The following is a 16359-nucleotide window of genomic DNA, read 5'->3' on the forward strand; positions in this document are numbered from 1 at the left end:
CCAATTTTGAAGAACCCCAGCAAATCCATCCGCATCGGCACGATGATCTCGGCCACCAACGGCGGCGCAGACAAACGGATCGGTCAGATCGCCGACATGGGCTTTGAGAGTTTCGAGCCCTTCTTCTGGCAGACGACTAACGGCCAGGATCTCGCCGAACTTGGCAAGCGTTGCGTGGCGGCGATTGGTGATCGCGACATCACCATCTCTACCCTCGGCATGTTCGGCAATCCGCTGGAGACGACGGAGATTGACGAGCAGACCCAGCAGGGCTGGCGAGACTGCATCGATAACGCCCACCACTTCGGCGCCACCTGCGTTGCCGGTTTCACCGGCCGCCTTCGCGGCAAGCCTCTGACCGACAGCCTGCCGCGCTACCGGAAAATCTGGTCAGAGCTATCAAAGCGTGCAGCCGACAGGGGCGTGAAGATCGCGTTTGAGAACTGCGCCATGGACGGCAACTGGCACACCGGAGACTGGAACATCGCGCACAATCCGGACGCCTGGGAGCTGATCTTCAACGAGACGCCGGACGATCATATCGGGCTCGAATGGGAACCATGCCATCAGATGGTCTACCTGATCGATCCGCTGCCGCAGATCCGCAAATGGGCAAAGAAGATCTTTCACGTGCACGGCAAGGACGCCACCATCCGTTGGGACGTCATCCGCGAGCACGGGATCTTCGGCAAGGAGAAATTCGTCTTCATGCGTACGCCCGGCTTCGGCGACACCAATTGGACCGACGTGATTTCCGAACTTCGGCTCGCCGGCTGGTCCGGTTCGATCGATATCGAAGGCTGGCATGACCCGGTCTATCGCGACGATCTGGAGATGACCGGCCAGGTCCATGGCTTGAATTACCTCAAGACCTGCCGGGGCGGCGACTTCGTCATCGACCCGGCCTGAGACGTGCATGTCGGCCGGCATGGAGGATGCCGGCATGGGGATAACCAAAGGAGGAGAAAATGGCTATCCGCGGATCCGCAATCCTGGGCGCTCTCGCCCTTGCAGGTGTCTCTTTATTCGGACTTTCAGCCAAGGCGGAAGATGTCACGATCAACGTCTGGTCGCTCGATCGCGACATCCAGCCCGCACCGAACCTGATAGCGGACTTCAACAAGCTGAACACCGGCATCAAGGTCGAATATCGCCAGATCCAGTTCGACGATGTCGTCAGTGAAGCGATGCGGGCCTATTCGACAGGGCAGGCGCCCGACATCATCGCCATCGACAACCCGGAACATGCGCTCTTTTCGTCACGCGGCGCCTTCCTCGACCTGACCGACATGATCGCAAAGTCGACCGTGGTGAAGACGTCGAACTATTTTCCGGGACCTCTTGCCTCCACCATGTGGGACGGCAAGCACTATGGCCTTCCCAAGGCGACGAACACGATTGCGCTCTACTACAACAAGGACATGTTCAAGGCGAAGGGGCTCGATCCGAACAAACCGCCGCAGACCTGGGATGAATTGGTTGATGCGGCCCGCAAGCTGACGGATCCCTCCGCCAACGTCTACGGGCTCGCCTTCTCGGCCAAGGCTAACGAGGAGGGAACATTCCAGTTCCTGCCTTGGGTCCAGATGGCCGGTGGCAGCTACGAGCACATCAACTCGGAAGGTGCCGTCAAGGCGCTCGACATCTGGAAAACCATCATAACCGAGAAACTGGCCTCACCGGATACGTTGACCCGCGGCCAGTGGGATTCGACCGGCACGTTCAATTCCGGCAATGCTGCCATGGCGATCTCCGGTCCATGGGAACTCGACCGCATGGTGAGTGAGGCGAAGTTCGACTGGGGCGTCGCGCTGCTGCCGGTGCCCGAGGTCGGTGCAGAGCGCTCCTCGGCCATGGGCGATTTTAACTGGGCGATCTTTTCCAACACGCAGCATCCTGCCGAAGCATTCAAGGTGCTGGAGTACTTCGCCTCCCAGGACGACCGCATGTTCAAGGATTTCGGGCAGCTGCCCGCTCGATCCGACATCGCTATCCCTGAGACGGGTGTGCCGCTGAAGGACGCGGCCCTCAAGGTCTTCATCGAGCAGCTCAAATTCGCAAAGCCCCGTGGACCCCATCCGGAATGGCCGAAGATCTCCAAGGCCATCCAGGACGCAATCCAGGCGGCCTTGACCGGGCAAATGACGTCGAAAGATGCCCTCGACCAGGCGGCTGAAAAGATAAAGGCAGTCCTTGGCTAAAGCCTCTGGCAAGGCGGCCTGCAGGCTTCCGGACGGACCGGAACAGCCGGCCGCCTTTCACAAGCGCTTAATCCGCTTGAGGCGCTCGGGCGGAAAAACCGCAAAACCATGCCGGCGAGGCCGGCGTGCTTCTGGTCGTTATAGTTTGCAGGCCGGGTTGTGCGAGCGGTGTATGCTGGCGCCTTGGCGGCGGAGGAGCTCATGAAACGCTTTCTATCCAGCATGATCGACGGTCGCGGCTTCGATATCGGCCTTGTCGGCCTGCCGCTCGCGTTCCTGCTCACCCTGTCCGGTCTCCCGCTGCTCTACAATATCGCCATGAGCCTCCAGGAGGTCGACATGTTCAGCCTCGGGAGCTTCTGGCGCCCTTTCGTCGGCCTCAAGAACTACCGTGATCTGTTCGCGCAGCCGGAAACGTGGCCGATCCTGGCCAACACCGCGACCTTTGTCATCGCCTCGATCGCCGGCCAGTTTCTCGTCGGTTTCGGCCTGGCATTGTTTTTCTGGACGAACTTTCCAGGCGCCTCGTGGCTGCGGGGCCTTTTCCTGGTGTCCTGGGTGATGCCCGGCCTCGTGGTCGGAGCGATCTGGAACTGGATCCTCTCGGGCGACTTTGGCGTGCTCAACTTCATCCTGCGCGAAACCGGCCTCATCGACGGCAATATCTTCTGGCGCTCAGACCCCGGCTTTTCGCTTTGGGCCGTCATCATCGCAAATATCTGGCTCGGCACGTCCTTCAACATGATCCTCCTGTCCGTTGGCCTGTCGGCCATACCGAGGGATCTTTACGAGGCATCCGAGCTGGACGGCGCCAATTTCTGGCAACGCTTCTGGACGATAACCTTGCCGATGATGCGCTCGTCCATCGGGGCCATCATCGCGCTCGGTCTCATCTTCACGCTGCAGCAATTCGATCTTTTCGCCGCCATCACCTCGGGAGGGCCGAACAATGCTTCGAACGTCACGCAATACTGGGCCTGGGATTTGTCGTTCCGACAGTACGATTTCGCCAAGGGCGCGACGATTTCCGTGATCATGATCGTCTTCGTGATGATCGCCTCAGTCGTCTACGTGCGTTCCACACGGCACGAGGTGCGCGGATGAGCCATCAAACCCGCGACCGTCTGCTGCTCGCAATCGCGATCATTCTCGCCGGCATTTATCTGTTTCCCCTCTACTGGATGTACATAACCACGATCAAATCGGGATCGGAGATGTTTGCCACTCCGCCGACCTTCTGGCCGACCGATCCCCAATGGCAGATCTTTGGCAACGTCTGGCAAAGCCGCAACATGGGCCGGTACATCTGGAATTCTCTTGTCATCGCTTGCGGGGCGGTCAGTGTCATCACCGTGCTCGGTGTCGGCTGCGCCTATGTGCTGGCGCGTTATCGCAACATCTGGGTCGATATCGGGCTCTTCCTCATTCTCATGCTCCAGGTGCTTCCGGCCTCACTGATGGTCACGCCGATCTTCGTCGGCTTTTCCCAGATCGGGCTGCTCAACTATCCCCGCCTTGCGGTGATCCTTGCGATCGCGGCCAAGAGCATGCCGTTCTTCGTCGTTCTGGTGCGTGCAACCTTTATGAGCGTGCCGCAGGAATTGGAGGAAGCAGCCCTCGTTGACGGCAACTCGAGGGTAGGCGCCTTCTTCAACATCGTCCTGCCGCTGGCACGAAACGGTATCCTTGTCAGCGCTATCCTGATCTTCATGCAGGCGTTCGGAGAGTTCGTCTATTCGAAGTCGATGATCCAGGCGGTGGAGCTGCAGCCGGCGAGCGTCGGACTGAATTCCTTCATGGGACCGAACACCAACGAATGGAACAACATCATGGCCTATGCGGCGATCTACGTGACGCCGATCCTCGCCATCTTCGTCCTCCTGCAACGCCGCATCGTCTCTGGCCTTACCTCGGGAGCGCTCAAATGACCGCCCAGATCGAACTGACCAACGTCAACAAGTATTATGGTGCCTATCATGCATTGAAGGACATCGAGCTTTCGATCCGCAAAGGCAGCTTCACGGCGCTTGTCGGTCCCTCCGGCTGTGGGAAGTCGACGCTGCTGCGGTCGCTAGCCGGCCTGGAGAGCATATCGTCCGGCACCCTGCGAATTGCCGGAGAGGTCATGAACGCTGTGCCCCCACGCAAACGTGACGTGGCGATGGTTTTCCAATCATATGCGCTCTATCCGCACATGACGGTCGAGGAGAACCTCACCTACAGCCTGCGGATCAAGGGCGTCGCAAAAGCTGAACGCAAGAAGGCGGCCAATGAGGTCGCCGCGGTGACCGGGCTTACGCAACTGCTCGGCCGCTATCCGCGTGAGCTTTCCGGTGGTCAGCGCCAGCGCGTGGCGATGAGCCGGGCGATCATCCGCCATCCCAAGGCGTTTCTGTTCGACGAACCGCTTTCCAATCTCGATGCGGCACTTCGCGTTCATATGCGCAAGGAAATCCGTGCGTTGCACGACCGTTTGGGTGCCACTTCGGTCTATGTCACCCACGACCAGGTCGAGGCAATGACGATGGCGGACCATGTCGTCATCATGCGCGATGGCGTCATCGAACAACAGGGCAGCCCGCTTGAGCTCTATGACCGGCCGGACAACAAGTTTGTGGCCGGGTTCATCGGGTCTCCGGCCATGAATTTTCTGCCAGCAGTCGGCGGTCCGGATGGCCGGTCGATCATCCTCGATCTCGGTATGAAGCAAACGGTCTCTCTCGAACGCGCCGTGCAGCCGGGGCGGGCCTTGATCGTTGGCTTGCGCCCGGAGAACATCGAACTTGCCCCGGCGGATGAGGGCGTCGTCTCGGCACAGGTGGCGCTGGTCGAATCGACCGGGGCGACATGCTTCTTGACCATGGCAACGACGCCTGAGCTTTCGGTGGTCTTCAACGGGCGATCGCAGGCGCAAGCCGGCGATCGGGTCGGACTGAACTTTGCACCCGCCAGCATTCATCTTTTCGACGCAGATGCCGAACGGCGTTTACCGGACTGAGGGCAGATACTGACCGCCCAACAGCGCGTGCGTTGCTTCGATATGCGACTTTCCGGCTGGCCCTTGCCTAGATAAATGGTCGCGGCGCTCGCAACAATTATCGATGGCGCATTGGTTTTGCTGCTGACTAGCGTCGGCTTCATCGCCGCCTCTGTCATCCGTGGGCGCGGCACGCAGATTACCCGCAGTTGGCTGTCAATCACCGCACTTCGTCGCGGCCCATATTGGCCGTGTCGGCGGACGGCAGATACCGGTTCCCTAAAGGACCTGATCCGGGAACAGACGATCGGAAGGAACTTGTACGCGGACCTTAGGCCCTCTTCGCCAGTCAGCAAACCGCTTGTTGGGGTGAATTCACGTCCTTATGCCATGCCTCTTCTGTCCACATGAAGCAAGGACGATTTGAGGAAACAACTTCGACGCATTTCCTCTTCGCGGAAGTCTTCAAACGACGTGTGGCTCAGGGACCCACCAGCGCGTTCCCGTCCGCTTCTTTGAGATAGCTAACAACGGCGTCGGCGATCATGGTCCGATGCCTGCCGATCGTATGTGGCTCTGAGAGGTCACGGCGAAAGATCGTGCCGAACGTGTAGCGGTTGGAGACCCGGAAGAAACAGAAGGCACTGATCAACATATGTACGTCGATCGGGTCGGCTTTTCGCTTGAACACACCTTCAGCGATACCACGCTCCAGAATGGCGGCGATCGTCTCGATGACCGAAACATTCAGGTCGCGAATTGCGTCCGAACGTAGCATATGCGCCGCGTGGTGGATATTTTCGATGCTGACCAATCGCACGAAATCGGGGTTGGCCTCGTCGTGGTCGAACGTACTGGAGATGAGGGTGCGCAGCGCCTCTTCCGGCGCAAGGCTTGCAAGCTTCAAATCCTCCTCAAGTGTGCGGATCTTGCGATAGGCGCGCTCCAGCACGGAGAGATAAAGTCCCTCCTTGCCTCCGAAATAATAGTAGATCATGCGCTTGGAGGTTCGCGTCCGCTCCGCGATGGCGTCGACACGCGCGCCAGCCAGACCATGCGTCGAGAACTCCTCCGTGGCGACGACAAGGATGTCTTCCTTGGTCCGTTCCGGATCGTTCTTCCGACTTGCCTCAGCCCGCCCCGCCATGCTTTCGTCGCCACTCCTCCGGCGCTACCCGAAATTTTCTCAATAAAACCAATTCGAAACGGGCGGGTCACCAGGACTCGTCATCTCGCCTCCGTTGAAAGTCATATTGAGGTTGCAGGGGTCTTTCAAGAGACTCCTCTTGACATACGTACTAGTTCGTACATTTTGTTATGAGCGATTGCGCCTGGAGGAGGTAGTGGTCGCCCCGTGCCCCTGATGTGCATACCGAAGCCGATACAACGCTCGGGCGCAAAGACGGCACTCTGCTTTGGGAGGAGCGCATGACCCGCATCATCGATTTCTATTTCTTCGCGCTGAAGGTGGCGATTGCTCTGCTGCTCGCCGGTATGGTTGTCCTCGTCTTCGGCAATGTCGTTCTGCGCTATGCCTTCAATCAGGGGATTACGGTTTCCGAGGAGCTGTCACGGATCTTCTTCGTCTGGCTCACCTTCCTCGGCGCTGTGGTCGCCATGCGCGAACACGGTCATCTCGGCGTCGATACGCTCATCAAGCGTCTACCGCCGACGGCGGCAAAAGTCGCGGTGCTCCTTGGCCATGCGCTGATGCTTTATGCGACTTGGCTGATGATCAGCGGCAGCTGGGCGCAGACGCTGATCAATCTCCACGTCGGTGCACCGGCGACGGGGCTGTCAATGGGTTTCTTCTACGGCGCCGGGCTCGCCTTCGGTGTTCCGGCTTTCCTGATCCTGCTTGCCGACGCTTTGGCGATCGCCACGGGCCGCATCGACGTGACCACGGCCGAACTCGTGCGTGAGAGCGAGGACGAGTTGGCCCTCGACGATCTTCCTGAGCCGGTCCTCGGCCCCGTTTCCGCAAAACGCTGAGGAGCTGGCCATGACCGTTACGATCTTCCTCGGCGCACTTCTTGGACCCATGGCGCTTGGCGTGCCGATCGCCTTTGCACTCATCCTCAGCGGCGTGGCGCTGATGCTTTACCTCGGTCTCTTCGACGCACAAATCGTGGCACAGAATGTCTTGAATGGTGCCGACAGTTTTCCGCTGATGGCCGTGCCCTTCTTCCTGCTCGCAGGCGAAGTCATGAATACAGGTGGGCTTTCCAGGCGCATCGTCGCACTGGCGATGGCGATGGTCGGCCATATTCGTGGTGGTCTCGGTTTCGTCGCGATCTTTGCCGCCTGCATTCTTTCCAGCCTCTCTGGCTCGGCTGTCGCCGATGCCGCCGCCCTCGGAGCGCTCCTCCTGCCGATGATGCTGAAGAGCGGTCATGACGCAGCGCGCGCTGGCGGGCTGCTCGCCTCCGCCTCGGTGATCGGACCGATCATCCCGCCGTCGATCGGCTTCATCCTCTATGGCGTCGTTGGTGGCGTCTCGATCACCAAACTTTTTCTCGCCGGCATCTTCCCGGGACTGATGATCGCGGCTGCGCTTTGCATCACCTGGCTGATCGTTGCCCGCAAGGAGCAGTTCGAGCTGCCGCCAAGGCAGAGCGGGGCCGTGCGGCTCAAGGCGCTCGTCGACAGCATCTGGGCGCTGATGCTGCCCGTGATCATCATAGTCGGTCTGAAGTTTGGGGTCTTTACACCAACCGAGGCCGGGGTTGTTGCCGCCGTCTACTCGCTTTTCGTCGCCATGGTTGTCTATCGCGAGTTGCCGCCGGCACAACTCTTTCATGTCTTCGTGTCGGCGGCAAAGATCACCTCTGTCGTCATGTTCCTGGTCGCTTGTGCCGCGGTCTCCGCCTGGCTGATCACCGTGGCCGACGTACCCGGGGCGTTGGCCTCGCTGATCGAGCCGCTGATGGACAACCAGACGCTTCTCTTGATTGCGATCATGGTTCTGATCGTGCTCGTCGGCACGGCGATGGATATGACGCCGACCATCCTGGTGATGACGCCGGTGCTGATGCCCATCATCAAGCAGGCAGGCATCGACCCGGTCTATTTCGGCGTCCTGTTCATCATCAACAACTCGATCGGTCTGATTACACCGCCGGTCGGCACGGTTTTGAACGTCATCTGCGGCGTCTCGAAACTGTCGATGGAGGATCTGATGAAGGGCGTTTTGCCCTTCCTGATCGCCGAACTGATCGTCCTGTTTCTGCTCGTCCTGTTCCCCGCACTGGTGACCGTTCCGGTTACCTGGTTCGGGCACTGACAGACATTTCACGCTTCAACACGGCCGGCGAAAGGGCTGGCCAAATCTGGGAGGAGAACATGTTGAAACTTACGAAACTGGCCCTGGGCCTTGCTCTGCCGCTCGCCTTGCTGACGGCAGGGCCGACGCTTGCCGAGATCCGCGATCAAACCATCAAGTTCGCATCCGCCAACAACAAAGGTCACCCGCAGGTGACCGGCATGGAGAAGTTTGCCGAACTCGTGAAGAACAAGAGCGGCGGCAAGATCGAGGTAAAGCTCTTCCCGGGCGGCACGCTCGGCGGCGACGTCCAGACGGTCTCGGCGCTGCAAGGCGGCGTCATCGAAATGACCGTGCTGAACGCCGGCATCCTCGCTAACAACGTCAAGCAGTTCGGCGCCGTCGACCTTCCCTTCCTGTTCGACAGCGGTGCGGAGGCGGACAAGGTGATGGATGGGCCGTTTGGCGAAAGCCTGATCAAACTTCTGCCCGATACCGGCCTTGTCGGTCTCGGCTACTGGGAGCTCGGCTTCCGCAATCTCACCAACAATCGCCATCCGGTGACGAAGCTTGAGGACATCAAGGGCCTGAAGATCCGCACGATCCAGTCTCCAATCCCGATCGAACTCTTCAACACGCTCGGCGCCAATGCCGTGCCGCTGCCCTACACCGAACTCTACACAGCGCTCGAGACCGGGACGGTCGACGGGCAGGAGAACCCGGCCGCAAACATCCTGAACGCCAAGTTCTACGAAGTGCAGAAGTACATGACGCTGACCCGTCACCAGTACAATCCGCAGATCGTGCTCGTCAGCAAGAAGTTCTGGGATGGGCTGAATGACGAGGAAAAGGCCGTCCTTGAGGCTGCCGCGACCGAAGCGCGCGACTACCAGCGCAAGGTGTCGCGCGAAGCGGACGCCGCAGCGCTCGATGAAATTCGCAAGACCGGCATGGAGGTCAGCGAATTCAGTCCCGAGGAAACGCAGAAGCTGCGTGATGCCGTGAAGCCGGTGATCGAGAAGTTCAGTGCCGAGATTGGCGCTGAGACGGTTCAGGCCCTCTTCAAGGAGATAAGCGTCGCCCGCGGCCAGTAACTACTGCGAACCTCCGGCCCGCCTTCAAGACAAAGGCGGGTCGGGCTGGGGCGGCAGCTCGGTGTTGCGGACAGAAAAATGGAAACGGAAACCATGACCGAAACGCTTGTACGACCCTTGAAGGTCGGTCTCATCGGCGCGGGCATTCAGGCCTCGCTGACCCCGGCGATGCATGTGGCGGAGGGTTCCGCACAGGGGCTTCGCTATCAGTATGAGCTGATCGATCTTCTCGAACTCGAAGCGACGCAGGACGACCTGCCGCGCCTGCTTGCCGATGCCGAGCAGGACGGGTTCGCGGGCCTCAATATCACCCACCCCTGCAAGCAGGCGGTGATCGCCCATCTCGATGATCTTGCTCCCGACGCGAAAAGGCTGGGCGCCGTCAACACGGTCGTTCTCAAGGACGGCCGACGCTACGGTCACAACACCGACTGGTGGGGTTTCGCGGAAGGTTTTCGGCGCGGCTTGCCGGAAGCCGACCTTTCCTTCGCTGTTCAGCTTGGCGCTGGCGGCGCGGGTGTGGCGACGGCCTATGCCGCGCTCTCACTCGGACTGAAGTGCCTCACGGTCTTTGATCGCGAACCGGAACGGGCGCAGTCGCTCGTCTCGATGCTCTCTGGCTTCTTCCCCGAGGCCGAAATCGCGGCCGGCACGGATCTCCCGGCGGCTATGCGGGCCGCATCAGGGCTCATTCATGCAACGCCGACGGGCATGGCGAAGTATCCCGGACTGCCGCTCGACAGGGACCTTATCGACCCGCGTCATTGGGTTGCGGAGATCGTCTACTTCCCGCTCGAAACGGGGCTGCTCAAGGAAGCGAGACGGCGCGGCTGCCGCACGCTTGACGGCGGCGGGATGGCGGTATTCCAGGCGGTCGGCGCTTTTCGACTGTTTACTGGGCTCGAGCCGGACGCAGCGCGCATGCTTAACCATTTCAAGGCCATGACCGGCTGACACCGACGCGGGAAGTTCCAGCAAGGACAGAAACATGAAAACCTCGATAGCAACGGTTTCGCTGAGCGGCGATCTCAAGGACAAGCTGCGCGCCATCGCCAAGGCCGGCTTTGCCGGTGTCGAAATATTCGAGAACGACTTCCTTGCCTTCGACGAAAGTCCCCGTGACGTCGGCCGAATGGTGCGGGACTTTGGCCTGGAGATCAGTCTGTTCCAGCCGTTCCGCGATTTCGAGGGCATGCCGGAGCCGTTGAGAGCCCGGACTTTTGACAGGGCTGAACGCAAGTTCGACCTGATGCAGGAGCTGGGCACCGACCTCGTTCTCGTCTGCTCCAATGTCTCGCCGGCGGCCGTGGCCGGCATCGACAGGGCAGCCGCCGACTTTTACGAACTCGGCGAGCGGGCGGCGAAGCGGAACTTGCGCGTCGGTTACGAGGCGCTCGCCTGGGGGCGCCATATCAGCGATCATCGCGATGCCTGGGAGATCGTCCGGCGCGCCGACCACCCGAGCATAGGCCTGATCCTCGACAGCTTTCATACCCTGTCGCGCAAGATCGAGATCAATTCGATCCGCTCCATCCCGAAGGAGAAGATCTTCATCGTCCAGCTTGCGGATGCTCCGCTGATCGACATGGATCTGCTCTATTGGAGCCGGCACTTTCGCAATATGCCGGGTGAGGGCGACCTGCCGGTGACCGACTTTACCCGCGCGGTGGCGGCAACCGGCTATGACGGCTATCTGTCACTCGAAATCTTCAACGACCAGTTTCGCGGCGGTAACGCCAATGCCATCGCCGTCGATGGCTATCGCTCGCTGATCTATCTCGGGGACCAGGTGAAGCGCGCTGAGCCCGATGTCCGCTTGCCGGTACCCCAGATGCCTCCGCGCGTCGACGTCAAGGGTATCGCCTTCGTGGAGTTCAGTGCCTCCGAGGACGAGGCAGGGGAACTCGAAGCGCTGCTGCTGACGATCGGTTTCACCAAGACGGCGCAACATCGGACGAAACGGGTCGTGGTCTACCGGCAGGGCTCCATCAATCTGGTGATCAATACTGAAAGGGAAGGCTTCGCCAACGCTTCCTATCTGGTTCACGGCACGTCCGCCTATGCTTTCGGCCTTATGGTCGACGATGCCAAAGCGACTGCTGAGCGGGCCCGGGCGCTTGGCGCTGAACCCTTCGAACAGCCAGTCGGCCCAGGAGAATTGCTGGTTCCGGCGATCCACGGTGTTGGCGGCGGGCTCATCTACTTCCTCGACGAGCGATCCGACCTCGCCAGGATCTGGGAGATCGAATTCGATCCGGTGCCGGACAAGGGAGCGGCGATACCAGCTGGCCTGACGACCATCGACCACATCGCCCAGACCGTCAAATACGAGGAGATGCTGACCTGGCTGCTCTTCTACACGTCGCTGCTCGATGCCCGAAAGACGCCGATGATCGACATCGTCGACCCCGCAGGCATCGTCCGCAGCCAGGTCGTGGAAAACGATGCCGGGACGCTGCGCCTGACATTGAACGGTGCGGAGAACCGCAACACGCTTGCAGGCCACTTCATCGCCGAGACGTTCGGCTCCGGCGTGCAGCACCTCGCCTTCGCCACCTGCGATATCTTCGCCACGGCTAAGGCGCTGCGTGCAAACGGCTTCAAGGCGCTGCCGATCTCGCCGAACTACTACGATGACGTCGAGGCGCGCTTCGGACTCGACGCGGAACTGGTCGAGCGGCTGAGGGCCGAGAACATCCTTTATGACCGGGACGAGAACGGCGAATATTTCCAGCTCTACAGTCCGACCTACGGCGAAGGGTTCTTCTTTGAAATCATCGAGCGGCGCGGGTATCGTGGATACGGAGCCGCCAATGCAATCTTTCGCATTGCGGCGCTGAAAAAATACCTGAGGCCAGAGGGTCTGCCTAAAAACTGATCTTCCAACGTCAGCTTTGGGTCGGCGACTGGCATGGCTCAGGCAAGTGCTCGTTCCGATCGTTAAGGCGTCCCAAAGTCCTTCCGAAAGGAGGCTGTCAGGTTGACGGCGAGGATTCCGAAAAACATCGAAGAAAGTGGTTCCACAAATCGGCGTTTCGAACTAAAATACTGTTTTTTCAGGCGCTTAGGCTACCTGGATGGATGCCAGCGGTTCGATTCCCATCAAGGCGAAGAAGCTGGCCCGACATCGTGCTCGATGCCAACTGCGGTCCACGCTCAACGACGGCTTTGCGCTCTCGCTCCTTCCGGAATGGCCGGTGGGGTCACTTCCCAAGAGTATACGTTCCCCCGAGGCGAGTTTCCCGACCCGCGTTACTCGCCTTTGCTGGAAAGCAATTCGTCGAGCTGCTCCAGCTGTTCCGGCAAGGCGACCGCCGAGCCCTGTAGTGCTTCCTCAAGCGCCTCCTTGGACGGATAGATTTCGTGGAAAGTCAGCAGCGTCTTCCCGCCCTGGTCCTCGAAGGTTACGGTCGTGACCGCGCCCTCTTCGCCCTCGTCGTTGGTCCAGACGATGCGCTCGTTCGGTATCACCTCGAGATACTTGCCATAGAAGGCCATGGTGTCCGAACCGCCGGCGCCGAATTCCAGCCGATATTTGCCGCCGGTACGGACGTCCATATCGCACGATACGAGCGAAACGCCGGATGCCGATTTTGGCATCCACCAGCGCTGGAACAGCTCGGGCTGGCTCCATGCCCTGTAAACCGTACTCGCCGGCGCATTGAATGTCCGCGTTACGACGAGTTCGCGATCCCCTCTGCGCTCGACTGACATGCGGTTCTGCTCACCACCTGGACTGTTAACTTGCTGATTCATCGCTTCCCTCCTTTTTCATTTCGCTGATGATTTCGTCCAATGCTTCGAAGCGGGCCTCGAAGAGCTTGCGATGCGCCTCGATCCACTCGGCCTCCGCCTTGAGGCCGCGTTTCCCAAGCTTGCAGGTTCTCACCCGTCCGACCTTCTGCGTGACGACGAGCCCCGCCCGCTCGAGAACCTGGATGTGCTTCTTCATGCCGGTCAGTGTCATCTGGAACTTATCCGCGAGACTGGTGATCGACGCGTCCCCTCGCCCAAGCTGATCGATGATCCCGCGGCGGGTCGCATCGGACAGCGCCGCAAATGAGACATCGAGGGGAGGACTAATATACTGAACCATATAGTTCAGTGTTTAGCCTGCTCGCGCAGGAAGCGCAAGCGTCCCGATCTTTCCCTGCCGTAGACCGGTCATCCGAGGCCATGCATCGCGACGGCGGCAGCAAAAATCGTCTGCTTTGGCGCTTCCGCCTACACGGAAGCTCTCAGAAGTCCCTTTGGCGAGGTTTCGCGCTGCCGCTGTCAAATACCCGGCCAGCACGAATTTGCGCTGGCGGGCCTTGATGACCGATTTGCGCCCTCACATCTCGAAGCACGAAGGCGGCTCCCCAAGGAAATCAAATTCCTAACAGCTGGCCGCCGCCGAGCGCGCTTCTCGATGCAATTTCGTCGGGATGTCGCGATCAGCGCCGAGCTTTACTCCCGGCGGGTTACTCGGCTCGTGCGAAAAGCTGCCGGTCGCGGGCGCGCACCGGATCGGTCCAGTCACGCTCGAACCAGGCGGCTTCGCCTGCTTCCGGCGGCAACTGAAGCTCGAGGGGATGCCCGGTTTCATCTCCATCTTCGGCGGCGACGCGGAACCGATAGTGGTCGTACATGCGCAGCGCCTCGATCATGTAACTGGTCGCCACCGTTCTATCGCGGACCAGGACCAGATTTTCACCGTTTTCTGTATCGGCCGGTTCCGAGAAATTGTATGAGCCGAGGTAGACCCGCGCCGTCGGCTTGTCAAAGTCGAGGACGATGAATTTGTGATGCATTCTTGTTCCGCGCAGATTGCCGTGGACGCCGGAAAGCCCGGATGGTTCCGTTTGGAACGGCGGCGGGACGTTGCCCGTCAGCGCAGCAGCCCGCACTACGCGGCGACGATTGTCGGGACTGAACACGGTCAGTCCGAGGTTATCGGCTGCGACCCGCCCATCCGCTATCCCCATGACATGCACATCCGGCTTCCGCAACGCTCGCCCCAAGGCCGGGCCGATCGGTCCCCGCGTCGTCTGGCCGAGAAAGGCAAGGGAGAAGAAGACGCTCGAGCCGGCCGTGTCGATGTCGGCGCCGATCTCGTTGAGGAGTCCGTTGGCTTCGCTGTGCGGTGAAAAGGCAACTTTGGCGTCTACACCCTCCAAACCCAGGTCATGCCAGCCGACGGAGCTTGCCGAGGCCATGAAATCCGCGGCGCGCTCTGCCATGAAGTAACTCTCGAAGGCCACGAAATAGTCTTCGACCGCCTTCGCGCTGTGTACGACGAGGCTGTTGTTCGACTGGACGTAGAAACCCCGCCAACTGTGATTGGTCGAGCCGTAGATGACCGTGTTGATGCCGCCCCCGCGAACCGCGATCGATTTGTGATGCTGCAGGTTCGCCATGTTCTGGCGCTTCACGTTTGCCGCTCCGGCCGAGGCAATCAGTCGCTCGGCCGCATGGGTCTCGGGCGAGTTCGGGCGTCCGTGTCCCTTTGTTCGGGCACTGTCGTCGATAATGACCTTGAGTTTTGGACCGAGTGCTTCCAGTCGCTCGACCACTTCCGGGAGATTGAGGTCGTAGGCAATGACGCGGACCTCGGCGCCTGCGTCGCGCGCGCGTTCAAGCAGTGAAAGTGTTTCCGCGCGCGCTTCGAACCCCATCCAGCCGAACGCCCGCTCGGCGTCGGTATGGGTCGGTACGAATGTCAGGCCCTCATCACCGTCCGGCGGCACAAGCGTGATCAAATCTCCGCCGGCAGCGAAGTTGCGCACGAAGGCTTGCGATGAGACAAAACCGCGAGTGAAGGCAACGTTCAGCCTGCCAGAGATGGTCTCTCTCATCAGAGCGAGCTCCGCCTCCTGCGCCTCGCCGGCGGTGAGCATCCCGTCGGCGCCCATGAATATCGGCATCACTCGATAGACGAATGCGCCCGGTAGATCTGCATTGAAGGGGAAATGGACCCAACGGAACTTTTGGATAGGTGCATCTGTCGTGCGGATGCCGGCCTCGGGGACGTCCTGGCCGGGAAAGCCGATGCGATTGCGCACGTTCTTGAAGAAATCGGTCCCAGGCTCGCGATACTGGATCGCAAAACCGACGAAGTTGGCCGGTGGCCGACCAACCTTCCAGTCCATTCCCAGGAGCAGCATGCCGTCACCGCGATGGATCGTGAGTGAAAATGGCGCCGCACCGTTCTTGCCTGTGACCCGGTAGTTCGTATCCACGTGCGTCTCCCCCACCCGACTGGCGGAAATCTATCACGGTTGTGCAACAGTATTGAGATGCCAGATAAAGTTTAGCTCCAAGATTGGCACAGGTGCAAACCAAGCCCTTTTCCCGGCAAGCCGCGGGTGGGCCATATTGAGGCGATGAACTTCTGGGATGGGGCGCCGATGGTGGGATTCGGATTGGGGAAAGCGCTAGTAAGGTGGAAAGGACAGGTTTCGCCGGCTATATCGACAATCCACCAAGCGCGAGCGCCATGTCTCGGCGCAATCGCCTCGGCCGCCGCACTTGCATTCTTACCCCAGGCCCACGAAATCCTGACATGGCAGCTGTCCGCCGCAAGCCTCAGTTGATCACCGCGCAGGTCGGAGATGCTGCCACATATACTCGCGTAGAGGTTCTCACGCTGAAGGATAAAGCGCCCGGGACCTCCGCCCCGCAGGCCGAAGCGATCGACAGCATAAACGGCTCAATCCGCACCAATAGCTGCGTGTCGTGTTCGATCGTCTATCGGCTCTCCGGCACTACCGCGCCCATGGGCCAGGCGTGCGCAAAACCAGTTAGGCGGAGCCGAGGCAAGGCGTAATGCCCCGTTATGACCCG

Annotated in this window: 14 protein-coding genes; 10 read left to right on the forward strand and 4 right to left on the reverse strand. The window is 60.2% G+C overall.

The window, feature by feature from the left end:
- Window positions 1-6: 6 nt before the first annotated feature.
- The 5 genes from V7S54_RS20560 (at window position 7) to V7S54_RS20580 (ending at window position 5199) form a co-directional block, all read left to right on the forward strand.
- Window positions 7-909, forward strand: a complete 903-nt coding sequence (locus V7S54_RS20560) for a sugar phosphate isomerase/epimerase family protein (RefSeq protein WP_065375846.1) — start codon at window positions 7-9, stop codon at window positions 907-909.
- A gap of 59 nt (window positions 910-968) precedes the next feature.
- Complete coding sequence (locus tag V7S54_RS20565; protein ID WP_065375845.1) at window positions 969-2201, forward strand: ABC transporter substrate-binding protein; 1233 nt, start codon at window positions 969-971, stop codon at window positions 2199-2201.
- A gap of 201 nt (window positions 2202-2402) precedes the next feature.
- Window positions 2403-3305: a carbohydrate ABC transporter permease gene (locus V7S54_RS20570; RefSeq protein ID WP_065375844.1), complete on the forward strand. Its 903-nt coding sequence runs from the start codon at window positions 2403-2405 to the stop codon at window positions 3303-3305.
- Window positions 3302-4129: a carbohydrate ABC transporter permease gene (locus V7S54_RS20575; protein ID WP_058327944.1), complete on the forward strand. Its 828-nt coding sequence runs from the start codon at window positions 3302-3304 to the stop codon at window positions 4127-4129. Before V7S54_RS20570 ends, V7S54_RS20575 begins: the two co-directional genes overlap by 4 nt.
- Window positions 4126-5199 (forward strand): ABC transporter ATP-binding protein, encoded by a 1074-nt coding sequence (locus V7S54_RS20580; protein ID WP_065375843.1) that lies wholly within the window; start codon window positions 4126-4128, stop codon window positions 5197-5199. Before V7S54_RS20575 ends, V7S54_RS20580 begins: the two co-directional genes overlap by 4 nt.
- 460 nt (window positions 5200-5659) lie before the next feature.
- Here V7S54_RS20580 and V7S54_RS20585 read toward each other — a convergent pair whose 3' ends face one another.
- The gene (locus V7S54_RS20585) at window positions 5660-6325 is read right to left on the reverse strand and encodes a TetR/AcrR family transcriptional regulator (RefSeq protein WP_065375842.1); all 666 of its coding nucleotides are present in this window, start codon (window positions 6323-6325) and stop codon (window positions 5660-5662) included.
- Between the two features lie 281 nt (window positions 6326-6606).
- On the opposite strand from V7S54_RS20585, the gene V7S54_RS20590 reads away from it, so the two are divergent.
- From V7S54_RS20590 to V7S54_RS20610, 5 genes are all read left to right on the forward strand, one after another.
- Window positions 6607-7170, forward strand: a complete 564-nt coding sequence (locus tag V7S54_RS20590) for a TRAP transporter small permease (protein ID WP_065375875.1) — start codon at window positions 6607-6609, stop codon at window positions 7168-7170.
- 10 nt (window positions 7171-7180) lie between these two features.
- Window positions 7181-8461: a TRAP transporter large permease gene (locus tag V7S54_RS20595; RefSeq protein WP_065375841.1), complete on the forward strand. Its 1281-nt coding sequence runs from the start codon at window positions 7181-7183 to the stop codon at window positions 8459-8461.
- 59 nt (window positions 8462-8520) lie between these two features.
- The gene (locus tag V7S54_RS20600) at window positions 8521-9534 is read left to right on the forward strand and encodes a TRAP transporter substrate-binding protein (RefSeq protein ID WP_065375840.1); all 1014 of its coding nucleotides are present in this window, start codon (window positions 8521-8523) and stop codon (window positions 9532-9534) included.
- Window positions 9535-9627: 93 nt separating this feature from the next.
- Entirely contained in the window at window positions 9628-10488 is an 861-nt protein-coding gene (locus V7S54_RS20605; protein ID WP_336409482.1) for a shikimate dehydrogenase, read from the forward strand.
- Between the two features lie 34 nt (window positions 10489-10522).
- Window positions 10523-12412 carry a bifunctional sugar phosphate isomerase/epimerase/4-hydroxyphenylpyruvate dioxygenase family protein gene (locus tag V7S54_RS20610; RefSeq protein WP_336409472.1) on the forward strand — a complete coding sequence of 630 codons (1890 nt, stop codon included), beginning with the start codon at window positions 10523-10525 and terminating at the stop codon, window positions 12410-12412.
- A gap of 374 nt (window positions 12413-12786) precedes the next feature.
- Here V7S54_RS20610 and V7S54_RS20615 read toward each other — a convergent pair whose 3' ends face one another.
- The 3 genes from V7S54_RS20615 to V7S54_RS20625 all read right to left on the reverse strand — a co-directional run bounded on the left by V7S54_RS20615 (window position 12787) and on the right by V7S54_RS20625 (window position 15755).
- The gene (locus V7S54_RS20615; RefSeq protein ID WP_336409471.1) at window positions 12787-13290 is read right to left on the reverse strand and encodes an SRPBCC family protein; all 504 of its coding nucleotides are present in this window, start codon (window positions 13288-13290) and stop codon (window positions 12787-12789) included.
- Window positions 13274-13630 carry an ArsR/SmtB family transcription factor gene (locus V7S54_RS20620; RefSeq protein ID WP_336409470.1) on the reverse strand — a complete coding sequence of 119 codons (357 nt, stop codon included), beginning with the start codon at window positions 13628-13630 and terminating at the stop codon, window positions 13274-13276. The genes V7S54_RS20615 and V7S54_RS20620 overlap by 17 nt, the downstream gene beginning before the upstream one ends.
- Before the next feature lie 367 nt (window positions 13631-13997).
- A complete protein-coding gene (locus V7S54_RS20625) occupies window positions 13998-15755 on the reverse strand; it encodes a phospholipase D-like domain-containing protein (RefSeq protein ID WP_336409469.1) in 1758 nt (585 codons plus the stop codon).
- Window positions 15756-16359: the final 604 nt, after the last annotated feature.

Source organism: Ensifer sp. CCNWLY38, assembly GCF_037120565.1.
In the GTDB taxonomy this organism is placed as follows: Bacteria; Pseudomonadota; Alphaproteobacteria; order Rhizobiales; family Rhizobiaceae; genus Ensifer; species Ensifer adhaerens_H.